The 22,193-nt window shown below is 32.9% G+C and carries 20 protein-coding genes and 1 pseudogene; 9 read left to right on the top strand and 12 right to left on the bottom strand.

Annotated features, from left to right (window positions below; translation table 11 throughout):
• Positions 1-95 precede the first annotated feature (95 nt).
• The gene (locus AAGU22_RS16060) at positions 96-659 is read right to left on the bottom strand and encodes a methane monooxygenase/ammonia monooxygenase subunit C (protein ID WP_458718846.1); all 564 of its coding nucleotides are present in this window, start codon (positions 657-659) and stop codon (positions 96-98) included.
• Positions 660-884: 225 nt separating this feature from the next.
• Between AAGU22_RS16060 and AAGU22_RS16065 the strand changes: the two genes are divergently transcribed.
• Positions 885-1,580, top strand: a complete 696-nt coding sequence (locus AAGU22_RS16065; RefSeq protein WP_458720099.1) for an HAD family hydrolase — start codon at positions 885-887, stop codon at positions 1,578-1,580.
• On the opposite strand, the gene AAGU22_RS16070 is transcribed toward AAGU22_RS16065, so the two are convergent.
• Positions 1,577-2,014 carry an HIT family protein gene (locus AAGU22_RS16070; RefSeq protein ID WP_458720100.1) on the bottom strand — a complete coding sequence of 146 codons (438 nt, stop codon included), beginning with the start codon at positions 2,012-2,014 and terminating at the stop codon, positions 1,577-1,579. The two genes, AAGU22_RS16065 and AAGU22_RS16070, sit on opposite strands and share 4 nt — an antisense overlap.
• Positions 2,015-2,100: 86 nt before the next feature.
• On the opposite strand from AAGU22_RS16070, the gene AAGU22_RS16075 reads away from it, so the two are divergent.
• Together AAGU22_RS16075 and AAGU22_RS16080 are read left to right on the top strand one after the other, a co-directional pair.
• Positions 2,101-2,661 carry an ArsR/SmtB family transcription factor gene (locus tag AAGU22_RS16075; RefSeq protein ID WP_458720101.1) on the top strand — a complete coding sequence of 187 codons (561 nt, stop codon included), beginning with the start codon at positions 2,101-2,103 and terminating at the stop codon, positions 2,659-2,661.
• 350 nt (positions 2,662-3,011) lie between these two features.
• Entirely contained in the window at positions 3,012-4,013 is a 1,002-nt protein-coding gene (locus AAGU22_RS16080) for an ABC transporter ATP-binding protein (protein WP_458720102.1), read from the top strand.
• Positions 4,014-4,043: 30 nt separating this feature from the next.
• On the opposite strand, the gene AAGU22_RS16085 is transcribed toward AAGU22_RS16080, so the two are convergent.
• The 3 genes from AAGU22_RS16085 to purB form a co-directional block, all read right to left on the bottom strand.
• Positions 4,044-7,571: a chromosome segregation SMC family protein gene (locus AAGU22_RS16085; RefSeq protein WP_458720103.1), complete on the bottom strand. Its 3,528-nt coding sequence runs from the start codon at positions 7,569-7,571 to the stop codon at positions 4,044-4,046.
• A 54-nt stretch (positions 7,572-7,625) separates the two neighbouring features.
• Positions 7,626-10,019, bottom strand: coding sequence for an HD domain-containing protein (locus AAGU22_RS16090; protein WP_458720104.1), 2,394 nt, complete (start codon positions 10,017-10,019; stop codon positions 7,626-7,628).
• A 246-nt stretch (positions 10,020-10,265) separates the two neighbouring features.
• A complete protein-coding gene (gene purB, locus AAGU22_RS16095; RefSeq protein ID WP_458720105.1) occupies positions 10,266-11,621 on the bottom strand; it encodes an adenylosuccinate lyase in 1,356 nt (451 codons plus the stop codon).
• 88 nt (positions 11,622-11,709) lie between these two features.
• Between purB and AAGU22_RS16100 the strand changes: the two genes are divergently transcribed.
• Positions 11,710-13,188, top strand: coding sequence for an RtcB family protein (locus AAGU22_RS16100; RefSeq protein ID WP_458720106.1), 1,479 nt, complete (start codon positions 11,710-11,712; stop codon positions 13,186-13,188).
• A 1-nt stretch (position 13,189) separates the two neighbouring features.
• Positions 13,190-13,651, top strand: coding sequence for a DNA-binding protein (locus AAGU22_RS16105; RefSeq protein WP_458720107.1), 462 nt, complete (start codon positions 13,190-13,192; stop codon positions 13,649-13,651).
• Between the two features lie 163 nt (positions 13,652-13,814).
• Here the strand turns inward: AAGU22_RS16105 and AAGU22_RS16110 are convergent.
• A pseudogene (locus AAGU22_RS16110) lies at positions 13,815-14,379 on the bottom strand (methane monooxygenase/ammonia monooxygenase subunit C).
• A gap of 197 nt (positions 14,380-14,576) precedes the next feature.
• Positions 14,577-15,428, bottom strand: coding sequence for a hypothetical protein (locus AAGU22_RS16115; protein WP_458720108.1), 852 nt, complete (start codon positions 15,426-15,428; stop codon positions 14,577-14,579).
• Between the two features lie 188 nt (positions 15,429-15,616).
• Between AAGU22_RS16115 and AAGU22_RS16120 the strand changes: the two genes are divergently transcribed.
• The 3 genes from AAGU22_RS16120 (at position 15,617) to radA (ending at position 18,697) form a co-directional block, all read left to right on the top strand.
• Entirely contained in the window at positions 15,617-16,561 is a 945-nt protein-coding gene (locus AAGU22_RS16120; RefSeq protein ID WP_458720109.1) for a hypothetical protein, read from the top strand.
• Between the two features lie 157 nt (positions 16,562-16,718).
• Positions 16,719-17,498 carry a hypothetical protein gene (locus tag AAGU22_RS16125; protein WP_458720110.1) on the top strand — a complete coding sequence of 260 codons (780 nt, stop codon included), beginning with the start codon at positions 16,719-16,721 and terminating at the stop codon, positions 17,496-17,498.
• Positions 17,499-17,572: 74 nt separating this feature from the next.
• A complete protein-coding gene (gene radA, locus AAGU22_RS16130) occupies positions 17,573-18,697 on the top strand; it encodes a DNA repair and recombination protein RadA (protein ID WP_458720111.1) in 1,125 nt (374 codons plus the stop codon).
• 2 nt (positions 18,698-18,699) lie between these two features.
• On the opposite strand, the gene AAGU22_RS16135 is transcribed toward radA, so the two are convergent.
• The 5 genes from AAGU22_RS16135 to AAGU22_RS16155 all read right to left on the bottom strand — a co-directional run bounded on the left by AAGU22_RS16135 (position 18,700) and on the right by AAGU22_RS16155 (position 20,758).
• Positions 18,700-19,272: a hypothetical protein gene (locus AAGU22_RS16135; protein WP_458720112.1), complete on the bottom strand. Its 573-nt coding sequence runs from the start codon at positions 19,270-19,272 to the stop codon at positions 18,700-18,702.
• Between the two features lie 35 nt (positions 19,273-19,307).
• Entirely contained in the window at positions 19,308-19,907 is a 600-nt protein-coding gene (locus tag AAGU22_RS16140) for a hypothetical protein (RefSeq protein WP_458720113.1), read from the bottom strand.
• Positions 19,859-20,230 (bottom strand): hypothetical protein, encoded by a 372-nt coding sequence (locus tag AAGU22_RS16145; protein ID WP_458720114.1) that lies wholly within the window; start codon positions 20,228-20,230, stop codon positions 19,859-19,861. The genes AAGU22_RS16140 and AAGU22_RS16145 overlap by 49 nt, the downstream gene beginning before the upstream one ends.
• A 21-nt stretch (positions 20,231-20,251) precedes the next feature.
• Positions 20,252-20,443 carry an RNA polymerase sigma factor sigma-70 region 4 domain-containing protein gene (locus AAGU22_RS16150; protein WP_458720115.1) on the bottom strand — a complete coding sequence of 64 codons (192 nt, stop codon included), beginning with the start codon at positions 20,441-20,443 and terminating at the stop codon, positions 20,252-20,254.
• 162 nt (positions 20,444-20,605) lie between these two features.
• A complete protein-coding gene (locus AAGU22_RS16155; protein ID WP_458720116.1) occupies positions 20,606-20,758 on the bottom strand; it encodes a hypothetical protein in 153 nt (50 codons plus the stop codon).
• Between the two features lie 52 nt (positions 20,759-20,810).
• On the opposite strand from AAGU22_RS16155, the gene AAGU22_RS16160 reads away from it, so the two are divergent.
• A complete protein-coding gene (locus AAGU22_RS16160; protein WP_458720117.1) occupies positions 20,811-22,166 on the top strand; it encodes an HD domain-containing protein in 1,356 nt (451 codons plus the stop codon).
• Positions 22,167-22,193: the final 27 nt, after the last annotated feature.

The raw sequence follows: 22,193 nt of genomic DNA on the forward strand, positions 1-22,193 counted from the left end.
CAAACCTGTCTAATCTAATGTATCTAAATAATTAAGTAAAATTAACTAACTAAAACAAAAACAAAGCAAAACTAGAACAAAAACAAAAAAAAAGATTATGGAACTGATCTGCTGTAGAGTTTTCCTTCTAATGCTAGTTTGTACATTTCTGCTACATAGGGGTTCCTTGCAGGAGTTTCAGCGCCAAGTTCTACCAAACGTGCGTATACCCTAACTACATAGGCCAAAGCACCCATGAAAGCTACTACTACACCCATGTTAAACATCCAGTGGTTAGGTACTGAAAATATTTCTTCAACAAACCAAAAGTGCCACATTTCATTGATACCAATTGTGAACATGGTAGCTAAATAACCGATAATGGTTATCTTTAGACCCGTATTCATTGAATTGTTTGGTCCTCTTAATGCTGGTACTCTCCTGTCATACATCGCAACAAATCCCCAACCTAGTGGGAGTGCAATAAAGTGACTGTATAACCACCAATGAGCTGGTGTAAATGCACTGTCTCTGATGGCTGTTTGGTGCAATGATCCATCAACAAAGTTGTCTACTTCTACTGATGCAGCAATAGACCCTAGCATAATGACCATTATATAGATCTTTTTTAGCCTCTGGATTTCTACTTCCTTTGGAATTAATGCAGGCATTTGTGCCATTTTACTATCACCATATCTTCGTTGATTAAATATATAAGATGTGAACTAAAATATTTATAAATAATACTAGAAATTGATGGAATATTATTAAATTATTAGATGAATGTTTAATTAATTAACTAAATTTCTGATGTTTTGTCAATGTTGTCAAGCTTATCGTCGATGATTATCATCTCTGATAAAATAATCTAAACTATAAATAATTAATGGCTTTAAAAATACTTGGTGAGACCATTAGTCTTCTTTGACCTTGGGCAAACGCTCATTGATGAATGGAATTACGTTACTTATTTTGATAAACTATTATTCCAGACACTTAATGACTATGGGGCTAGGATAGATCAAAGAAACTATTATACGTTGAGAAATGATTTAGTTCGAAACAGAAAATTTGGTTCATCAGGATTTCTGGAAATTATTTCCCTAATGGTACGTCTTATCCTTCCTAAGGGATATGATTCTGTGATTTTCGATGTTTTAGAGACGGATTTGCTAGAAAATAAAAGAAAACTAATCAAACTATTTAGTCAAGTTAACTACCTCATCCCATTATTATCCAAGAAATATTCATTAGGTATAATCAGCAACAATTCATCCGGTTCAGCCAATCTATTGGTTCTAAACGATCTAGATAAGCATTTTAGAATAGTATGTTTAGCAGAAGATATTGGATCTAAAAAACCAAATCATGAAATATTTCATAAGGCGTTAATTGGCTGTAATTCAAGTATTGACAATTGCATCATGGTTGGAGATAGATTAGATATCGACATTTTACCTGCCAATGAGCTCGGAATGAAGACCATAAGAACTTTGGACTCTTTATACAAAATTCAAGAGCCTATGAACAAAAAAGAGACACCACTTTTCACTATACACACTCTCTCTGAATTACCTGAAGTATTGTCTCGTATTTCTTAGATTCTTTGTATCTCCTTGGATATTTTTCTCCATTGTTCATCTAAATCACTTCCTTGAGTATCTCGTTTATTAAAAAGAGAATGAATTGAAATCTTTTCACTTGATTCTGCAATTGGAATAATATGAATATGAAAATGGGGAATTTCTTGTCCAGCATCCCTTCCATTATGTATACCTACTAGTGAAGAATTACAGTTCATTGATTTTTCTATTTTTTCAGTCAATAGGTGCAATGCATCAAAAATGTCTCTGTTTTCTATAAAGCTCAAATCTTGAATTTTGGGTTTATGTGATTTGGCAATTATAAGTGAATGTCCATCCTTGAGGGGAAATGCATCTAAAATTGCTATTGAATGTTCGGTTTCATGTATCTTTCTAGCTTTAATATTTCCATTAATTATTTCGCAAAACACGCATTTGTTCATCGAATTCATAATCATATTTCGTGCAACTGTTCAATAAATGATTATTATCACTATATTTAATCAAGATTAATAAAATTGGATGAAAAAAGTATCCTATGGGAAAAACTATAGTTCATGAAAGACCTTTGACTACAATTTTGATGAATGAAAATGTTGCAAAAGTACTAAGCGATCCCCACAGACTAAAAATTTTAGATTTTCTTTATCATAGGAACCTCTCGACTAAGGATTTATTTAATTTATTAAAAAGAGCAAAATTTAACATTGCCATGACTACTTTGAGACACCACATAACCATACTGAAAAAAAACGGTTTGATAGGTGTTTATAAAACAGAAGAGGTTAAAGGGACCTTAGTAAAATATTATAAAGCTAATGTAAAGATGCTGGCTTATGAAAACTATCCATTTGTTTCGATCGTGAGAGATAACAGGGAAATTATTGATATGCTATATCCAAAATTCTATAAAGCCATCAAGAAGATCATGATAACTGAAAAAAATTTAATGGCAATTATTTCATCCGAATCAAAATCTAAATGCCGAATTTGTAAAACTTCTCATTATGCCGAATTTTTGATTTTCATGATTCTGAATATGATAATAACGAAAGTTTTACGAAAGTTATTGAAAACTAGGACCAATGTTGAGATGTAATTGATTTTCTTTCACAATAATATAATATGCTTATGATATTCCCATCATCATCAATTCATCATGATATATTTTCTTACATTCTTGATCGAGGTAAAAAAGTAAAATGCAATTTACAGGTACAAAAAAAGTCTATAGTTGACATGGTTTACAATGTCTATGTACCTACAATAAGGTTGGATATTGCTTAATTGTTAGGAATGTCTATAAGAATACAAATTAATATCTGACTCTAATCGTTAACCATTTTTGACTATTAATCATAAGAAAATGAGTTCAATCTGGGACATCAAATCAGTGTCCTGAACACTAATAGATATATTTTAAAATACCAATAAGCTCATATTTTATTTATGTCGCCTTTGCTTCAGGTCAGGAATGTAAACAAAACCTTTCCAATTCATAGGAATATTTTCCATCTTTTATCTTCATCAAATCCAGCCAGAAAGGCAATCGATAATGTGTCCTTTGATTTGGGACAGGGTGAAGTATTGGTTATAGCCGGCGAATCTGGTTCTGGAAAAACTACGCTCGCTAAACTCATAATGGGTGCTATAATCCCCGACGATGGTACTATATCCTTTGAGGGGAATGACGTTCACTCTCTAAAAAAAAGGAAAGCATTTTATTCAATGATCCAGATGATCCATCAGGATCCCTATAGTTCCTTAAATCCCCACATCAAAATAAAAGACATAGTCATGGAGCCACTAAAAATTCATGAGAATAAATTAAGTCGTAACGAAAAAGATGAGAAAGTGCGTCTTGCACTACGTAGAACAAGACTTGAACCCGTTGAAGAGATTTTGGAGAAATATCCAACCATGCTTTCAGGTGGTCAAAGACAACGTGTTTCAATTGCGAGATCAATTGTAAAAATCCCAAAATTAATAATAGCTGATGAACCTGTTTCGATGTTAGACATTTCTGTTAGAGCTGAAATCTTGTCGTTATTAAATGAGTTGAGAAAGACTCTGAATATTTCTATTATTTATATCACACATGATTTAGCAACCTCGCGATTCATTGGTGATAAGATTGGGATTATGTTTGCTGGAAGCATCGTCGAATATGGAGAAATTGATGAAGTGTTACATAATCCACTTCATCCGTATACTTGGATGTTACTAGATGCAGTTACTTTTTCAACCGATGAATCTAAATTCTATAAGAGCTTCGGTGGCATAAATTTATCTGAATTGCCATTAAAGGGATGTAAATTTTATAATAGGTGTAAATTATCTTTTACTGATTGTACTAATGATATAGAACAATTTGATATTAGCAAGAGACATTCTGTTTCTTGTTTCTATTATAGAAACCTAAACCCAAATCAAAATCAAAATATTAATTAGGATTCAACTTATATATCGTTTAATTATGTGTCACTCTACTTCTACTTTGACTTTGCTTGGATGATTGTACTTTACCACTTGAGATAGTCCATTCTTCGGATAAACCCCAAATATTAAATCTGATTTTGCTACTGTGGAATCTTTGAGTGTTACCATTATAATTTGATTATTGACAGATCTAAGTAGTAGTATTTTTGATAGCCTTTCAGTGTTTTGAGCATCAAGATGGGCATCTACCTCATCCATTAAATAGAATGGAGATGGTTTTAGCGATTGTAATGCCAGAAGGAATACTATTGCAGCCATTGTTTTTTCGCCTCCAGACAAGGATGTAGATTCCCTGGCAGGTTTATTGGGAAATTGCACCATTAATAAAATCCCGCCAGAAAAAATGTTATCGGGATCCTCAAGTTCCAAATAAGCATTACCTCCGGTAATATCGGAAAATGTTTTTCTAATGTCATCATCAACTTTCTTGAAAGCATCCGTAAATAGATTTTCTTTTTCTTTACCTATTTCTTCTATGAAATTCACAATTGAATTTCTCTCTTCTTCAAGATGGTTTCTTTTATCAGATAAACCTCTGTATCCCTCTATTATCTCTAAATAAGTTTCATCTGCTCTAAAATTTACTTTATCTCTTATATTTTCATACTCTTCTTTCAGTTCGCGATATAAGTCGTCTACATCAAAACTTTCCAACAAGGATTTGTGACCTAATCTAGCAAGATCGTTAGTTTGATTCATTTTTTGATATTCCAGATCTAGAATATCTTTTCTTAAAAATCCAATATCTTTTTCTAATTGATTTGATTCTTTACCGAGTTTTTTTTCTAGTTCGGTTAATTTCTTGATCTCTGTTTCATACTCTTGTAATCTTGAGTAAGTGGTGCTTGTTGCTTGAATTATTTCATCTTCCTTTTCCCTCAGAGTTCTTAATTCTGATTCTATATCCTTTCCATCTGATGTGGCTTTTTCTAGAATCTTATTCCTCTCAACCTTTTCTATCCTGATTTGATCATCTTCTTGTATGGATTTATTATGTGCCCGAGTAATATTTTCTATATTATTCTTTACCATCGAATGTGTTAATTTCATTTGATTTAATCTGGTGTTTATGATATCTAGTTCATCAACAATTTTGCGTCCGTCTTCTTCAATTTTCATTATCTTTTGCATGTCAATTCTTTCATCCGTATTTTTTATTTCAATATTCATTCTACTATTAGTATTAGTAATAATTTTGAACCTCCTTTTAGAGTAGCTAAAATTGCGAAAAAGATCATCCACATGTGTGCTATGTTCCTTGTTTATAGTATATAGTATATTCAAATTTTTAAGATTTGTTACTAAAAGATTTTCTAACTCATTGATGTTTTTTGTGATATTGGACTTTTCTAAAGTAAATGTATCCAGTTTCCCTCCCAAGAATGTTCTCTCCTTATTTAGCAAATCAATCTCCGTAATTCTTATTCTTGTTAATTCTTGTAATTTTTCTATATTTTTTCTTAAATTTTCAATAGAGTCAGAAAGTAACAAATCCTTCGTAACATCTGCAATTTTTGATCCGTAATCGAATTGCATTAACGACAAGTTAGGAAAAAAAATTTCTCCACTCGTTGATACGGCTTTGAAACCATTATTGGATAATAAATATGCTGTCAACGGATTCTTCGTAAGAATCGTGTTTCCAAATAAAAATTCGGGTAAGTGTTTTACTTTGCTTGAGACAAAATCTGAGAGAACTCCCAAAATCGATGGATTGTCTTCAATATCTTTTATCTTCTCTCCACTAAGTAGTTCGAGTGGAATTATCTTTAGAAAATGTATTCCTTTATTTTTTGAGAATTCTGCAAGTGTAATCATACTTTTGATGTCTTTTACAATTACAGCTTTCATCCATTCGTTTCCGGATGCAACTACAGCTTTTTGATATTTCTCGTTCCATGTTATTAAATTAAATACATATCCTATTACATCTAAATTCTTAAAATCTTTTAATAGGGTTGCAATCGCATAATCCTCAGTTAAACTATTCTTTGCTAGGTTTATTTTCTCTTCGTATTTAATGATCACTTTTTCTGCATTTTCTATTACTCTTTTTGAGATATTGGTTTCGGCGGTAGCTTTGAATAATTTATTATCAATTGTTTCTTTCTCGTCTTCCAGCTTACCTATTCCTGTATCAAGCTCTTTAATTTTTGATTTTGAACTGAGAATAGCACTTTCAATTTCCTGATTCTTTGCAAGGACCTTGTGGATTTGTGAGTCATTTTCCTTTATCTTTTCGGAATAGTTTTTAATGTTTTCTTCAAATCTGGCTATGGTTATTTCAATTTTTCCTTTTATGGGGATTAATTTATTTATTCTATCTGTCAAGAAATTCTTGTATGTTATTTCACCCGAGTTTATCTTATTAATTTCATCTATTTCTTTGGTTTTCTCAGATTTTTTCTTTCTCAACTCATTTAGGTTTTCTTCATCTATCTTGATCTTGGATTCAATATCTATTAATTGATTGTTTAATTCGATCTCTTTTCCACTAAAGGTTTTTTGCTCTATCTCATTGGTTTTCGCCTTTTGATTTAATTGGTCAAAATAATGTTCTGCTTCTTTTATCGTAGCTCTATTTCTTTCGTACTCATAGGCTACTGTTGATAGTCTTTTCTCATTTTTTGTTCTTTCACTGCTTGCAGAATTGGCCTGAACCAAAAATAACTTTTTCTCTTGACTAATGTTTTCGATTTGAGTGGTTACTTCTCCTAGTTTTTTTGAAACCTCTTGGCTTTTAATTTCCTTAGTTTTTTGCTCTTCATTGAGTTCTGATATTTTTCCAGTTAGATTATTTATGCTTCCGGACAGTTTTATCGCTTTTAGCCGGTTAATCTCTGATTCTATTTGTAAATATCTATGTTGATCGTTTCTCTCTTCTTCTAACTCATCAATCCTATTCCTTACTTCGTCCATTTTAGCCAATGCTATTTCAAGCCTTCTGTCTGATTCCTCGAGTTGTTTATAGGCCTGATCTTTCTTTTCATCAAAATATGAGAGTCCAACTATATCTTCGATTATTTTCCTCCTTTCTTCCGAATTCAGTTCCGATATTCTAGTAATCATCCCTTGTTGGACTATATTCAGTTTATTAGGAGAGGCGACCACTATCTCTAGTAATTCCAAGATATTATTTCTCGATACTCTCTTTTTATTCAAATAGTATTGACTTTCTCCAGTGTTGACTCCGGACATTTCTCTCGTTATGGTAACAAGATTGGCATCCACTGGAATTCCTCTATCTTCATTGTCAAAAGTTACACTGACCTTAACTATTTTATTAGAATCATTTGAACTACTATCATGAAAAAGTGATTGAAATTTGTCTACACGAAGGGCTTTTGGACTGTTCTCCCCTAAAGCGAATATTATTGCATCAAGAATATTGCTTTTGCCCGACCCATTTGGTCCAGTTACAGCTATTAGACCTTTTTGAAAGTTTAGTGAAATGTTCTTTGATCCAAACGATTTAAACCCAAAAACATCTAATTTTTTAATATAGACCAAAATTATATTATATTTGGATGTTTTCTTTCTTTATTATTTCTTTTTTTTATGGGGTCATTTTTGTATATTATTGTCATTATTTTGTTGCTTTTGTATAGTTATTATTTTGACATTTTTAGCATCATTGGTGTGTCCAGATTTATCTAGATTCAGTGCTCTTAATGCAACCTTATCGGACATGTTATTTGTTTTAAAGTCATGTTCAGGTATTAATGACAATATTTTTCTAAAATCCTGTTCGTTCTCCACAATAATTTGAATAGTTCCATCTTGGCTTAATTTAGACTTGTAAGAATGAAGTAGATTTTTTAATATCCTTTCTTTATTGACTCTTTTTTCAGAATTATCACAAAAGATTGTTATCATGAAATTATCAACGGATTTATCTTTTATGAAAGGGAGAATGTTGTCTGGGTTGCCTGGAAGAATCTCTAAATTCTCTATTTGAAGTCCTGATAATTTTGTTTGTGCCTTTATTATTTCGTCTTTATCTTTTACAATTCCTATATGATATTCGTTCTTATTATGAAGAGCAGTGTTAATTAAATAATCGCAATTACTGACCGACACATCCATGTTAATTTTTTCATATTTTGTTTTAGCATCCAAGATTAGATTGTTTATTTTGTTTGATGGATTTCCCTCATGAAAAAATTGATATACATTATCCCATTTTTGTCTGAAAACATCTGGAAAGTTTTTTCTTGATATTATGTCCTTAAATAATGAACCTTCTGAAAATAAAGACAAGAATCTATCAGTTCTAGAAACAGCTTCTACCAATGGAAAATCTAGTTCTTCATACAATTTTACTACTCTGTTCCATGCTAAGAGAGGATCAGAACTAAGATACGTTACTGACAGATCAGCTAATGATAGAATTTCTGCGATTAGATTGATTTTCTCTACGGAAAAGTCTTGACCATCTATTTCTTTTAGTAACCGATTAAAGTTGTTATACGCATTTTCATTAAAAGGATAGTCTGTTCTCCATATTAAAGCTTCAACTATTTTGCCTTCGATTTTAGCTTCTCTACCATTTAACATTTCTGGATGAGTGGTAGCAAACTCCTGTGCCACTACCAAAGGAGAAGACTCATATTTTCTAAAAAATCTAACTAGTTCTTCACTATTTAGCAAAAAATATGCATCATGAATTCTTTTATTTTTTATTTCCGCTATAGTGTTTGCTACTGTGGGAACTCTTGTATACTTTAAATCATAATGCGAGGTGCCTTGGTCCGGATCGTAATCATGTAACAATGCTGCAACTAGCATTATTTCATAGTCTCTATTGGTAATCGTGTAACCATGAATTTCCTTTGGTAACATGCTTAGGCTCATATATGCGACTTCTAGGGAGTGATGTAGATTGTGATATTCACTCGATCCTTCTCCTAAGCCTAGCTTATCATATTCTTTTTTAAGATATTGGGTCAATAAATTCAATTTAGTCAATGATTCCTGATTGATGCCTGTGGGTCTGGCCTTTAACAAAATAGATTCAATTAGATAATCTAGAGATAAACTCGAAAGATTTTCATTCGTGTATTGTATTTGACGCTTTTTTGCACCCGGAAGTATTTCTTTAATTCTATTATACACTATCTTTATGGGGAGACTCTTGTATAGGTACGTGGAGAAGGATGTCAAAATATTTCCAGAATCTTTCAGAAAAGGTTCTTCTTTGAAAATTATTTCATCAATTATTTTGGGTATGTTTTTATTAACATCTGAAAGTATGTTTGTTACTGTATTTATTTCTGTTTGAGAGAAAATGTTAAATCTTTTATATTCTGTGTTAATTACTAGCCATTGCGGAATCATAACCTTAAATATTGCATTCTTACCATCAGTTAATTTATTTTTCTTACTCGGAGAATCAGCCTGATCGAATTTTTTTAATATAACTACTATGTTACCCTTTCCTCTTTTAAAAGGGAGATTTGCATCCTTTGTCACTTCCAGCCTTACGTTCTTGTTTATTTTCCACAGCTCCAATAATATCTTCCAGTATTTTCCCTTGTCAAGCCAGTGGGGTACCTCGTTTTCCCTATCCCAAAAATCTACTAAACTATGATAGGTATATCCGTCTTCCAAATGATTTGTTTCCGGGTTGAATGTTTTATCGTCATATTCTCCTATAAATGGGTCTAGTTTACGACATAAATGCCAGGTATTCCTTACCATTTTTGTAGAAATATCAAACTGTGAATGTGCCATTAGACCCCATATAAAACCCAGCATACTAGTTGTAGTGAATAGTACGTTGGTCCAATCTCTATTCCAATCAAATTCCTTTTCTGAAAAAAAATCTGATACTAGCGGGATGGCGAAAATACCTGTTGTGATCATCGAGACAAATGATAATGAAATGAAAAAGCAACTCGCATAATCATAATAGGACAAATTAAAAGTCCATTTCTTGATCGACTCGCCTACATTCAAATCAATTTTCCACCCCAAATGGAAATTGGGTTCTGTTTAATTTTCCATTTATTAATATTTAACTTGAATTATCCCTCTTTCTATCTTATGAATGTTATTTTTGTATTACCTCGTATTGATACTAAAAATTATTATATCAACATGTACATATAGCAGAATACCATAAAAAGTTAGGAAACTGCTTTGAGAGGTTGAACTAGTATTCGAAATTGGTAGAAATACTTTGAAAAAACATTGTAGATGTGGTTAGGAAATATTCATTTGTTTGGCTTTATTTACTATATTTCTTATAATGTTCTTCGATGCAGAAAGTTGACTTTGGGGATTAAATATCACTTCTAATTCCTCTTTGCTTACATTATTGATAATTTCTTCTTCTTTTATTAAAGCATCAAAAAAGTGTTCTTGTTTTTCAGCTGCACTAAAGGCTACTGATTGAATATCTCTATATGCTTTGAATCTTGAAATACCTTTTAATACCAAAACTTGTAGGACAAATTCTGCAAATATTTGACCCTTGGTCAATTCTATGTTATTTACTATTTTTTCCTTGTTTATTTTTAAACCTGCTATGATCTTTATCATTGTGCTTATCATATCATCCACCAGGATGGATGACATTGGAATAATAAAACGTTCGTTAGCCGAATTTGATAAATCTCTTTCATGCCATAATGCTATATTTTCTAAAGAAACGTTCAGATTTGATTTGACGATTCTGGCCAAAGACGAGATTCTTTCGCTCTTTATTGGATTTTTTTTTACTGGTACTGCGCTACTTCCCATCTGTCCTTTCTTAAATGGTTCTTGAACTTCTCCGATCTCAGTACGCTGCAAGTTTCTAATTTCGATAGCTATTTTGTCTAATGTTAATGCTATTAGTGTAATTGTGAATAACATTTCTGAATATCTCTCCCTTGGAATCACTTGGGTTGCAGCTTCGGTGGGGAAGAGGTCTAGTTTCTTTGCAACTATTTTTTGAACCTCTAATGCATTCTCTCTCATCAAAGATCCTGTTCCCACAACTCCTAGGGTTTTGCAAAGTAGAAATCTTTTTTTCCCTTCGTCAATCCTTATTAGGTGGTCAAGTAATTCATTTGACCAAATAGCAAATTTAAGTCCAAAGGATGTAATACTTGCATGTTGGCCATGAGTTCTACCTACCGCAGGCAAATCTTGATAATCTGTTGATTTTTTTAGTAATTCTTTGATTAGCTGGTGCAATTTTGATTCCAGTATCTTAAATACGTCCCGCATCTGCATTGAGGTACTACTATCTACCACATCATTACTTGTCAAGCCATAATGAATCCAAGGTTTTGAACTTTCTGAACATAACTCGCTTATTGCTTCTACTATCGCAGCAGTATCATGATCACTTATACTTTCTAATTCTTTTACTCTTTGTACTGATATTTTATTAGAAGAAACAACCTCTTCTATATTTTTAGAAGCTTCCATCGGAATTATCTGTAATTCCGCCTGTGCATTTGCAACCGCAGATTCAAAAATTAATTCATAATTTAGTTTTCTATCTTCTTCAAAAATGTCTTTCATTTCTTTCGTTCCGTATCTTCCGCTATCAATAGGTAAAATAGGCATTAGTCTAAAGTCAGATATTGATTATCTAATTTATTATTTAGGATGATTAATATTTGACAAAATTAAAATATTTATCATAAAGGGAATAATGTCTGGTTCATTAGTAACAAAAAATGGTAAGCATTTGGTTAATAAAATTTCTGACTATCAATTTCAGATATATAAAGAAGATTCGCGTGGGATGAATGTTCCTGTAACAATATTTGCGAATGATCTATTGATATCTAAAATGGCCCTTGATCGAACACTCGATCAAGCTGTCAATGTCACGACCCTGCCTGGGGTAAAAAAACATGTAGTTGTACTTCCTGATGGTCATGAAGGATATGGATTTCCTGTGGGTGGCGTGGCTGCATCAGATTTTGAAGAGGGTATCATTAGTCCTGGTGGAGTAGGTTATGATATTAATTGTGGAGTCAGACTGATTAGAACTAATCTTGTAGAATCTGATGTTCATTCTAAACTCAAAATTCTAGTTGATTCTCTATTTTCCTCTATTCCCACAGGTGTTGGAAGTGAGGGGGCTATTAAGCTGACCAGCTCAGAGCTGGACGATCTACTCATTGACGGCGCAAAATGGTCTGTAGAGAATGGTTATGGAATAGATACCGATCTTGAATCTTGTGAAGAGAGTGGAAGAATGAAAGGGGCAGATCCTATAAATATTTCAACTAACGCTAGAAAACGCGGTTCAATGCAACTCGGGAGTTTGGGTTCTGGAAATCATTTTCTAGAGATCCAAAAGGTGGACAAGATATATGATGAAGAAGCGGCCAATACCATGGGAATTAGAAAAGAAGGAGAAATACAAATTTTAATACATTGTGGTTCTCGTGGATTTGGGCATCAAGTTTGTTCTGACTACTTACGGTTGTCAGAACAAGCTATGAAAAGATATAATCTAAATGTTGTAGATAGAGAATTGGCCTGTGTTCCTAATACCTCAGTGGAAGGAGAGAGTTATAGAAAGTCCATGTTTTCTGCGCTAAATTTTGCTTGGGCAAACAGACAAATGCTCACTCACTGGACGAGAAAGACATTTCAACGAGTTCTTCAATTAAGCGAACAAGATCTCGGCATGGAATTAGTATACGATGTATCTCATAATATTGCAAAGGTAGAACGTCATAGAGTTGATGGGGAAGGAACTCGTGATTTAGTAGTACATAGAAAAGGCGCAACACGTGCATTTCCTTCGGGAATGGAACAACTACCCGATAAATTTCGTTCTGTAGGACAACCTGTAATTATTCCAGGGTCCATGGGTACCGCAAGTTGGGTTCTTTTGGGTTCACCTAAATCAATGGATCTTAGCTTTGGATCAACGGCTCATGGGGCAGGAAGAACTATGTCAAGATCAGAAGCAAAAAGAACTTATACGTTAGATGATGTGAAGAAAAAGTTAGAATCACGGGGCATATATGTTAAATCTTTAACTAAAAATGGATTGATCGAAGAATCTCCCGATGCGTATAAGGATGTCGATATGGTTGCCGATGTGTCACATAAGGTTGGGATTGCCACAAAAGTTGTTAGATTGGTCCCACTAGGAGTTATTAAAGGTTAAATTGGGCGCCGATAAAAAATCAGGCATGGATGATCCAGATCTTGAATTAATTAAAGCAAGAAAGATGAAAAAGCTACAAGAGCAGTTAGCCTCAAAAGAAAAAGACAAGATCAATTTGGAACTCCAGAATAAAACAAATAAAAATAAACCAGAAGGAATCGATTCTGAAAGGAATTTCTTGTTGCGCTATCTGTACGATAGAGGTGACGAAGTTTTAAAACTCGCTGAACAGCAATTTCCCTTGCAAACTAAAATTATTATAAAAAGGTTAAATGAATTGATTCGATTTGGGGAGATTTCTAAAATATCTGGGGGAGATCTGCTTGCAGTATATAGATCATTAGGTTTGAACATTCGAGTTGATACCCAAATTTCCATATCTGATCATGGTAAAACGATAAGTTTCTCTGATAAACTAAAACAATCTAATGATGCAGATCCGGATTCTGATGGGTTACTATAAGTACCACCTTGTTTATTTTAAGATGCATTTCCTATAAAGAAAGATTGGACTTTTAGGGAAATTAACTATATCGATTTCTAATCTAATGTATCTAAATAATTAAGTAAAATTAACTAACTAAAACAAAAACAAAGCAAAACTAGAACAAAAACAAAAAAAAAGATTATGGAACTGATCTGCTGTAGAGTTTTCCTTCTAATGCTAGTTTGTACATTTCTGCTACATAGGGGTTCCTTGCAGGAGTTTCAGCGCCAAGTTCTACCAAACGTGCGTATACCCTAACTACATAGGCCAAAGCACCCATGAAAGCTACTACTACACCCATGTTAAACATCCAGTGGTTAGGTACTGAAAATATTTCTTCAACAAACCAAAAGTGCCACATTTCATTGATACCAATTGTGAACATGGTAGCTAAATAACCGATAATGGTTATCTTTAGACCCGTATTCATTGAATTGTTTGGTCCTCTTAATGCTGGTACTCTCCTGTCATACATCGCAACAAATCCCCAACCTAGTGGGAGTGCAATAAAGTGACTGTATAACCACCAATGAGCTGGTGTAAATGCACTGTCTCTGATGGCTGTTTGGTGCAATGATCCATCAACAAAGTTGTCTACTTCTACTGATGCAGCAATAGACCCTAGCATAATGACCATTATATAGAATCTTTTTTAGCCTCTGGATTTCTACTTCCTTTGGAATTAATGCAGGCATTTGTGCCATTTTACTATCACCATATCTTCGTTGATTAAATATATAAGATGTGAACTAAAATATTTATAAATAATACTAGAAATTGATGGAATATTATTAAATTATTAGATGAATGTTTAATTAATTAACTAAATTTCTGATGTTTTGTCAATGTTGTCAAGCTTATCGTCGATGATTATCATCTCTGATAAACAAGATGTTCTTTTCTATGAAATAATTGTGTCAACTCTCTGAATGGTTAGTGCGTGATTATCTGTCAATGTATCTGAGATAATTTCTGTATCCTTAAGTAATATTTCAGAGCCATTGATATCAATTTTCTGATTTGTATTATTCTCTGAAATCTTATTCTTGATAATTGACAATGGATCAACAATTTCATCGGGATCAATATGGAAGACCGCCGTGAAATTACTTATTCTATTCTTATCTTTTGATAGAACTGAAAAGTCTGTTTTCAAGTATAACACTTCTTTGTTTAAATCATCCAAAGTATTCACTGTGTGAAGTACATCCACGTTAATTAGATTACCAATATCGGATTCGTTTACCATAATATTCGCATTCTGATTATTTAGAAAGTTATTTACCAATAGCCCGTTATCAACACTGATTTCTAGTTTTATAATACCTTCTGTGAATTTTTTAGATAATGCAGAAGGGATAGAATTAGTAGTATTTTTATCTTGAATTGGAAATACTTTTGAGCAATTAATGTTAGCAATATTTTCTGAAGGAATATTTAGAATATTGAAATTATTCTTGACTTGCTGATCTATTGCAATAGCTTTCCAAATTACGGTTATTGGATAGCTTTTCTTGTTGAATATCGTAATATCTGAATCATATTTTCCGGGTCTCAATGGACCACTATCGTCACTGATTGTACCGCAATTAAATCTTGCATAGTAGTTTACTGTTTTGTAGCTTCCTAGATCCTTACTTGGTTGACTTTGTTGACTTGAGGCCAATTCTATAGTTAACGTTCCACTCGATCCTAAAACAGTAGATTGAAGAATAAAAATGACTAATGTTATGGTAAATATCAATCGAATCATGATATAGACGAGATCATTTCGTCGATATAATTTTTTTTATTATCTTATCAATAATAATTATATAGCCAAAATTCCTACTTTATTTTATGAAGCTTCTCCTGTCTATAATTTTGATTTTTAGTTTGATATCTAGTCCTTTGTTAACTTTTTTTGTTTTTTCTAAGAGTGTATATGGTGACGGACTTTTCATGGAAGAATTAACAGCATCATTTGGCGATAGAAACGCAGATCTGCTTATAAAAATGAATCCCCCTGCAGTAACCACAGAGACGATTCAAGATCAAGCCCAGAAGCCCACAGTGCAGTTTCAACTACTTGATTCAAAAACAAACCAATCTTTCAAAGAAGTTACTTATTTTATTACAATCGAAAAGGATGGGAAACCTTTGCTGTCTGACTGGTTTTTTAATCCAAACGGAAATCTTACCATTGAAATGCAGCCCAGAAACCAGAATCAAATATCAGTATATGGGGAACTTGATCCTATACTTGAAGCTTATAGTAGCAGAGAGGGATCTCCAGTAGTTGCTGCTGGACCCATATTTTTGGATGGAGGTTTATATCACTTTATCGTCAGAATTGTAACAGTAGATTATTCTCGCACAATCTTGCCAGATGATCAACAACCCGTCTTTGATGGTTGGCTCAGTATTGGAGCAGCAAAAAATGCAAACTTGACTGTAGACGGTAAAACAATTCCAACCAAAGTTCTTTCTTATTACGATGAAATAGGGAATATAACATACAATCAACCATCTGATTCCATCAACTTTACAATGCCGTTTAATTATGACCCTAAGAGACTAGATGATCCTAAGAATACCGTATTTATACATCAAGAGGTAGAAGTCCCTAAACCTAGTGTTCTATCCGCTGACGGTGCATACCAAGGTTATACCAATGGAAAAGATGTTACAAATGTTTTAATGGTAGATGGAAATAACCAAACAAAGGATACTATACATTTTATGCTTGCTAAACCAATTGTACAACAAATTTCCAACGAATACTTGAATAAAACAAATCAAACATCTTCAGAAGGACTCATGACATTCTCGTTGGTTCCATCTAAAAATGGATTTATGGCAATGGGAGGAGCCATGAATCACACAATGCCGATGATGACACAATAAAAATAGTTTTGTTTGGTTTTATACAACAGTTGGAAAAAAATTGATTAACAATCTGCAAAATTTTATCTCATACTAGTCATTGAAAATATAGATTCAAGATAATTAATCAATTCAGTACAATAACAATTTATATTATGAATTTTATTAAAAAATAAATTTGGGTAATCAATTCTCATTTCTTCCTTTTTTGCTTGAATTATTTCCACTTGCCTTGATTTTTACTTTTTTGCTATTGTTTTTTTCTTCTGATCTTGGGTTAGTTGCACCATCTGCAAATCAGGAACTTAAATTCTGGAATTATGTGGGATTGGGATTGGCACAAGGCATGAATTACAATAATTTACTCTTATCCATTGATACTGAAACAATCAGAGTGGGAATTGATGAGGCATTACCACCCATCAACAATTCTAATACCTTTAATACAAAAGGATTATTGTCCACTGTACTATTCCCTGATTATAGTAAGATAAACCAAAATTTATCTGGATCTCCTTCTACATCTCTGAATCAAACTTCTGAATCCATTGTACTCCATAATTTTCAAAAGCTGGTTTCTGGAACTTGGTCTTTGAATGTATCAAGAGGTTTAGTTACAGATTTTCATGCCAATTTTAAATTGCTTACCGTAAATGGTATCGATAAACATTTTATCGAACTACTCAATTTTCAAAATAGCAATGGTTCTTCTATTACTTTTAATCAATTTTCCAATACTCCGATAAACGGATTTGCTGACATAAAAATTGACGATGAGCTATTCCAAAGTAAGTTTCCTTTGACAATTCAAATTTTTAATATTAATACTATTGTCTTGACTATCAAAGACGAAACAGTAAGCAAAATTTTCTATAATAATAATTTGTTGGGCATTACTGATTCCTTTAAGAATTTCGAAGGTGATGAACTTTTGATTTTTGAGGAAGATGAAAAATAACAATAGTTTCAAATGGTCGCAGTCATTTGTCGTAGTCAATTATTTAATATAACAGAAAGTACATATAGTAGAATATGGTCGAAAAAAGAAATAGTGAAAGAATAAAAGACGAGGATGTTGTAAGTGCTCTTTCCAGCGAAAGCCCTGAAATTTCTGAAATTTCTGATAATGATTTAGAAGAATCAAAACCTATCCCTACTATTATTGATGATTTAGATATACAAGATATTCCAGGTATTGGACCAACTACTGCAAAAAAATTACGTGATGCCGGTGTACTGACTGTGATGGACCTCGCAGTTACAAGTTCAGAAGAACTTTCTGTTGAGATTAACTCTTCAAAAGAAAGTGCAGCAGCGTTCATTATTGCTGCTCAACAACTTTTACGAGATTCTAATCTTTTAGACAAGGAATTTGTTACTGCAGATGTTGCATTAGAAAAAAGAAAATCATTGTTGCGATGTACAACTGGTTCAAATGCTTTGGATAAACTTCTTTTGGGGGGTATAGAGACCCAGGCTGTTACTGAATTTTATGGTGAATTTGGTTCTGGCAAGTCTCAAATCTGTCATACTCTGTGTGTGACGGCTAGTCAACCAGTCGAAAATGGTGGATTTGGAAGTGGTTCCATATATATCGATACAGAAGGGACATTCAGACCTGAAAGAGTAGATCAAATAGCTGTGTCTAGAGGACTTGATCCAACTAGCGTTTTAAAAAGTATCGCAGTTTGTAAGGTTTACAATAGCTCTCATCTTGAATTGATCATAAAAGATCTTGGAAAATATATTAATGATTTTAAAGCCAGACTTGTTATCATAGACAGCATTATATCTTTGCACAGGGCAGAATTTGCAGGAAGAGGCACACTAGCTGATAGACAGCAGCGACTCAATTCTATGCTACACAAAATCATTAGACTTGCTGAGATTTATAATATTTCTGTAGTTATTACCAATCAGGTTCAATCTTCACCAGATACCTTTTTTGGAGATCCCACAAAAGCTGCAGGAGGAAATGTATTAGGTCATGCCTCAACCTATAGGATTTATCTCAGAAAGTCAGGTGAAAATAGAACTGCCAAGATGATCGACTCTCCCTATCATCCATATTCTGACACTAAATTTACTGTAACTGAGAAGGGTGTAGATGATTTGGAAGAAGAAACAAGTTCAAAGAGAGGGAAATTAAAGGAATAGATCTACTCTCTTTCTTTATCTTCATCTTTATTGTTGTTATTATTTGAAGACATAGCAGTGTCACCCTTTGTGTCTTTTTCTTTGCTATTCTGACCTTCTTTTGGGGAATTATGAACTAAAATAATAATAGGTATTGACATCCGATCAGCCACCACAATACTAACACCATTCTTTTTATGATAATGATCAAAAAATCCTTTATGATAGAAATAGTGGTTGTTTAACATATTCATTAAAATAATAGCCTTTTGACATAATGCCAACAAGGTCTTCATCTGTTCAATCAAATCTGAATTTTTGTTTTTTATTTCATCAAGGAGATGGCTTTGGTATTTGATTGCGGCTTTGATTCCGCCATATTTTTTTAACTCATCTATAAAAATTTGATAGCCTCTGTCTATATTGAGAGGATTTTCAACATTCGTGTTTGATTCATTTTTACTATCCTTATTATTATTTGTCTTTGCTGTTTCTAGCATATAATTTTGAAACAACTGATTGATATCTGTAATCTCTTGTTCGGTAATACCTTTCTGATAAAGGGAAAGCAATAAAGGTCCTATAATTGGCTGCATGGAGAGATTTTGTCTGCTTATGTTAAGTTGCTCATTTACCAGTACCAATTCATTTCTTTTTTTCTTGACTCTGTCTTCAAATTTGAGTTTGTCATAATAGTTTTCTTCGACATCTTTAATAAAAAAAGCAAAACAGGATCTTCAATCATATCAAAATCCTTTAAAGGATCACCTATATCTCTTGCAATTTCTGAAACAGTCAACCATAGTTGTTGGAGATCGTCAATTCCAAATTTCATTGTCTCTAATTGCTTATATATTTCAAAATTTTTTTTATGAGCATCTAAAATAGATTGATGGAAACTAATATCGCTATGTAAAATGGCTAGCCGTTTTGATTGATCTCGAATCTGGGTCTCGTTCTGTGCTATATCCCACCTTAGCTTTACGGCTTTATTGTATTCCGCTACTATACTGGTAACATCATATCCATTTTCCTTAAAGTCGCTAAATAACTTGGTGAATGACTCTAGATCTTTTTTTAAATCAATTTCACAATCTTCCCATAATATTTTATCAAGTTTCATAAATGTATTATGGAGTACTATTATAGACTGTCTTTTTTGTTCTAATATCCCAATTTTTTCTAGTAGGTCTCTCTTTTGGTAATCATATACATTGATTTGTTCTCCCATCTTTTTTCACTTTCGGAGAGATCTCCAAGTTCCTTCTTCTTTTGTTCAACAAAATCTGAAATGACCGAAACAAATGTCAAAGGTGTTTTTTCACTATTTTGATTTTTCGTTGATACTCTTTTCATACTCTTTTCACTATTTTCATACAGGTATCCATAATTCTCCGTCGAGAAATTAAGTAGGTCATCTATCCACGCAGTAACAACAGTGGGATTCATGCCAACCTCGTTACATTTTATATATATTTCATTGACAAAATAAGATAAACTATCTAAATCTGAATCAATATCTTCATTTTCAATTGCTATTCCTAATCTTTTCAATAGTTGTAAAATCTGAATCCTTTAGTGCACTGTTTTATAGTCATTCCTGATTTTCTCATGTTTACAGCAAATCGCCTCAATTCTTCTCTTCCACTCAATGATTCTATTAGACACTGATCCAGGTGCTACGCCAGTTTCTGTAGCGATTTCATCTCTGGAAAGTCCAAATATGTAATCCTGTACGATTAATTCTTCAACCTGTCTACTAATCAATTACTTTTATCCGAGGTCACGAGATTTATGCTTTCGTCATTTTTGTCAATTTTATCGTCATTTTTGTCAAAAATTCGTATATCATCACTTTGCGGAGGAAATTCTGATAGCGCAATTATGAATTATGCTATAGATATTGGACTATTTGTCTGCCTACCTTCCCTAACAATTACAGGAAAGTCTATCGTTTGATGATGACAAATTGTTAGCAAGAAGATTCGTCCCTTCATGATCCAAGAGAATACTCATGAATCCAAGAGAAGACCCTTTTTGTTGTATTTTCTTAACTTTTTCATTGGCTAAGGTAAAATGCATTGCAAAGGATAAAACATAGAGTTTTTAAAAATTGGCTAATCATTAAGCATTATTGCCAGTATATCATCCGCTCTTAAACTTTACCAGCAGTATAAGGCTTCCTGAATATGGATATGTTGGAATTACAGATATCGAGAAAAATATAATCAATACAAAATATTTTCAACGCCTTCGAAGAATAAAACAAAGCTCCAATCTCTTTATGGCTTTTCCAGGGGCATCTCATTCAAGATTTGAACACTCTTTGGGTGTCATGCATATTGCCGGTGAGGCTTCCACACATATAATCCTGAATTCCAATAACAAGATCAATTCTACATCTATAATCGATTTGATGGATTCAATTAACTGCAAAACCGAAATCAAAAAACAAATTCAACTAACAAGGCTGGCAGCCCTATTGCATGACATAGGACACGCCCCATTTTCTCATACCTTTGAAGAATTTCTAAAACTAGTCAACCCATCTCTAGATTGGAAACACGAATACTTGAGTTTGGAAATAATATACAAGAAATTCACTAATTTGGTTGAAGAGTCCTCTGAAAACAAAATCGAGTGTTATGAAATAATGGCATTATTATGCGATCTATCCCCTAATTTTAGAATTATTGAAAATACAAAAAGGATCCTAGGAGGAATAGGCGTTAGTAAAGAGATTATTGCTAGGATGGATGCTTTTTTGGAGTCAAATTGGTATTTGAACTATCTTATAAAGGAAGATCCGTACAATGTTGACAGATTTAACTACCTAATATTGGATTCTAATAGAACTGGGGCAAAAGAGTATGGTTTTGTAGATGTAGGGAGAATTGTTCAAAATTTGTACTTCTTAAAAGAAGATAGACTTGTAACTGTTTCAACCCAAGCCAGAGAAGCAGCAATGAGATTCTTTGAGGCGTATGCCCAGATGCACAGGTCAATTTACTTGCATAAAATATCCCAAGGTGCTGATGTCCATTTGTCTTATATAATGAAGGAATCTGCAAGGGAATCCAACTCGGTCTTTCAGAAACTATCTAATCCAGAGATGGAATCTATATTAGAATTATCTGATGATGTCTTGATACATGAATTAACAAAAGTAGAAAATGAAAAAACAAGGAAACTTGTAGACGATTACTTGAATAGAGATATTTTGTCACTCGTTCACGAATTTGATCTGAGTGACAAAAACAGGATTACAAAGATTATGGATTCAAAAGGATCAAAGGGATTACAAGATGAAATTAGAAAGGAAGCGGGGTTGCCTGATGATGGGGTAGTGTTGGTAATAAATATTACAAGAAAGAAGGTAACAAAACCACCTGTCGATGAGACCACTTTGAAAAGACTGATGTTTTATAATACTAAATCTAAAAAAATTAGAACCATTAGATCTCGATTTTATAAGACAATTTTACCCTAACAAGAAGTATAGAATATTCGCCGAAAA

The sequence above is a fragment of the Candidatus Nitrosocosmicus sp. R genome, assembly GCF_054408505.1.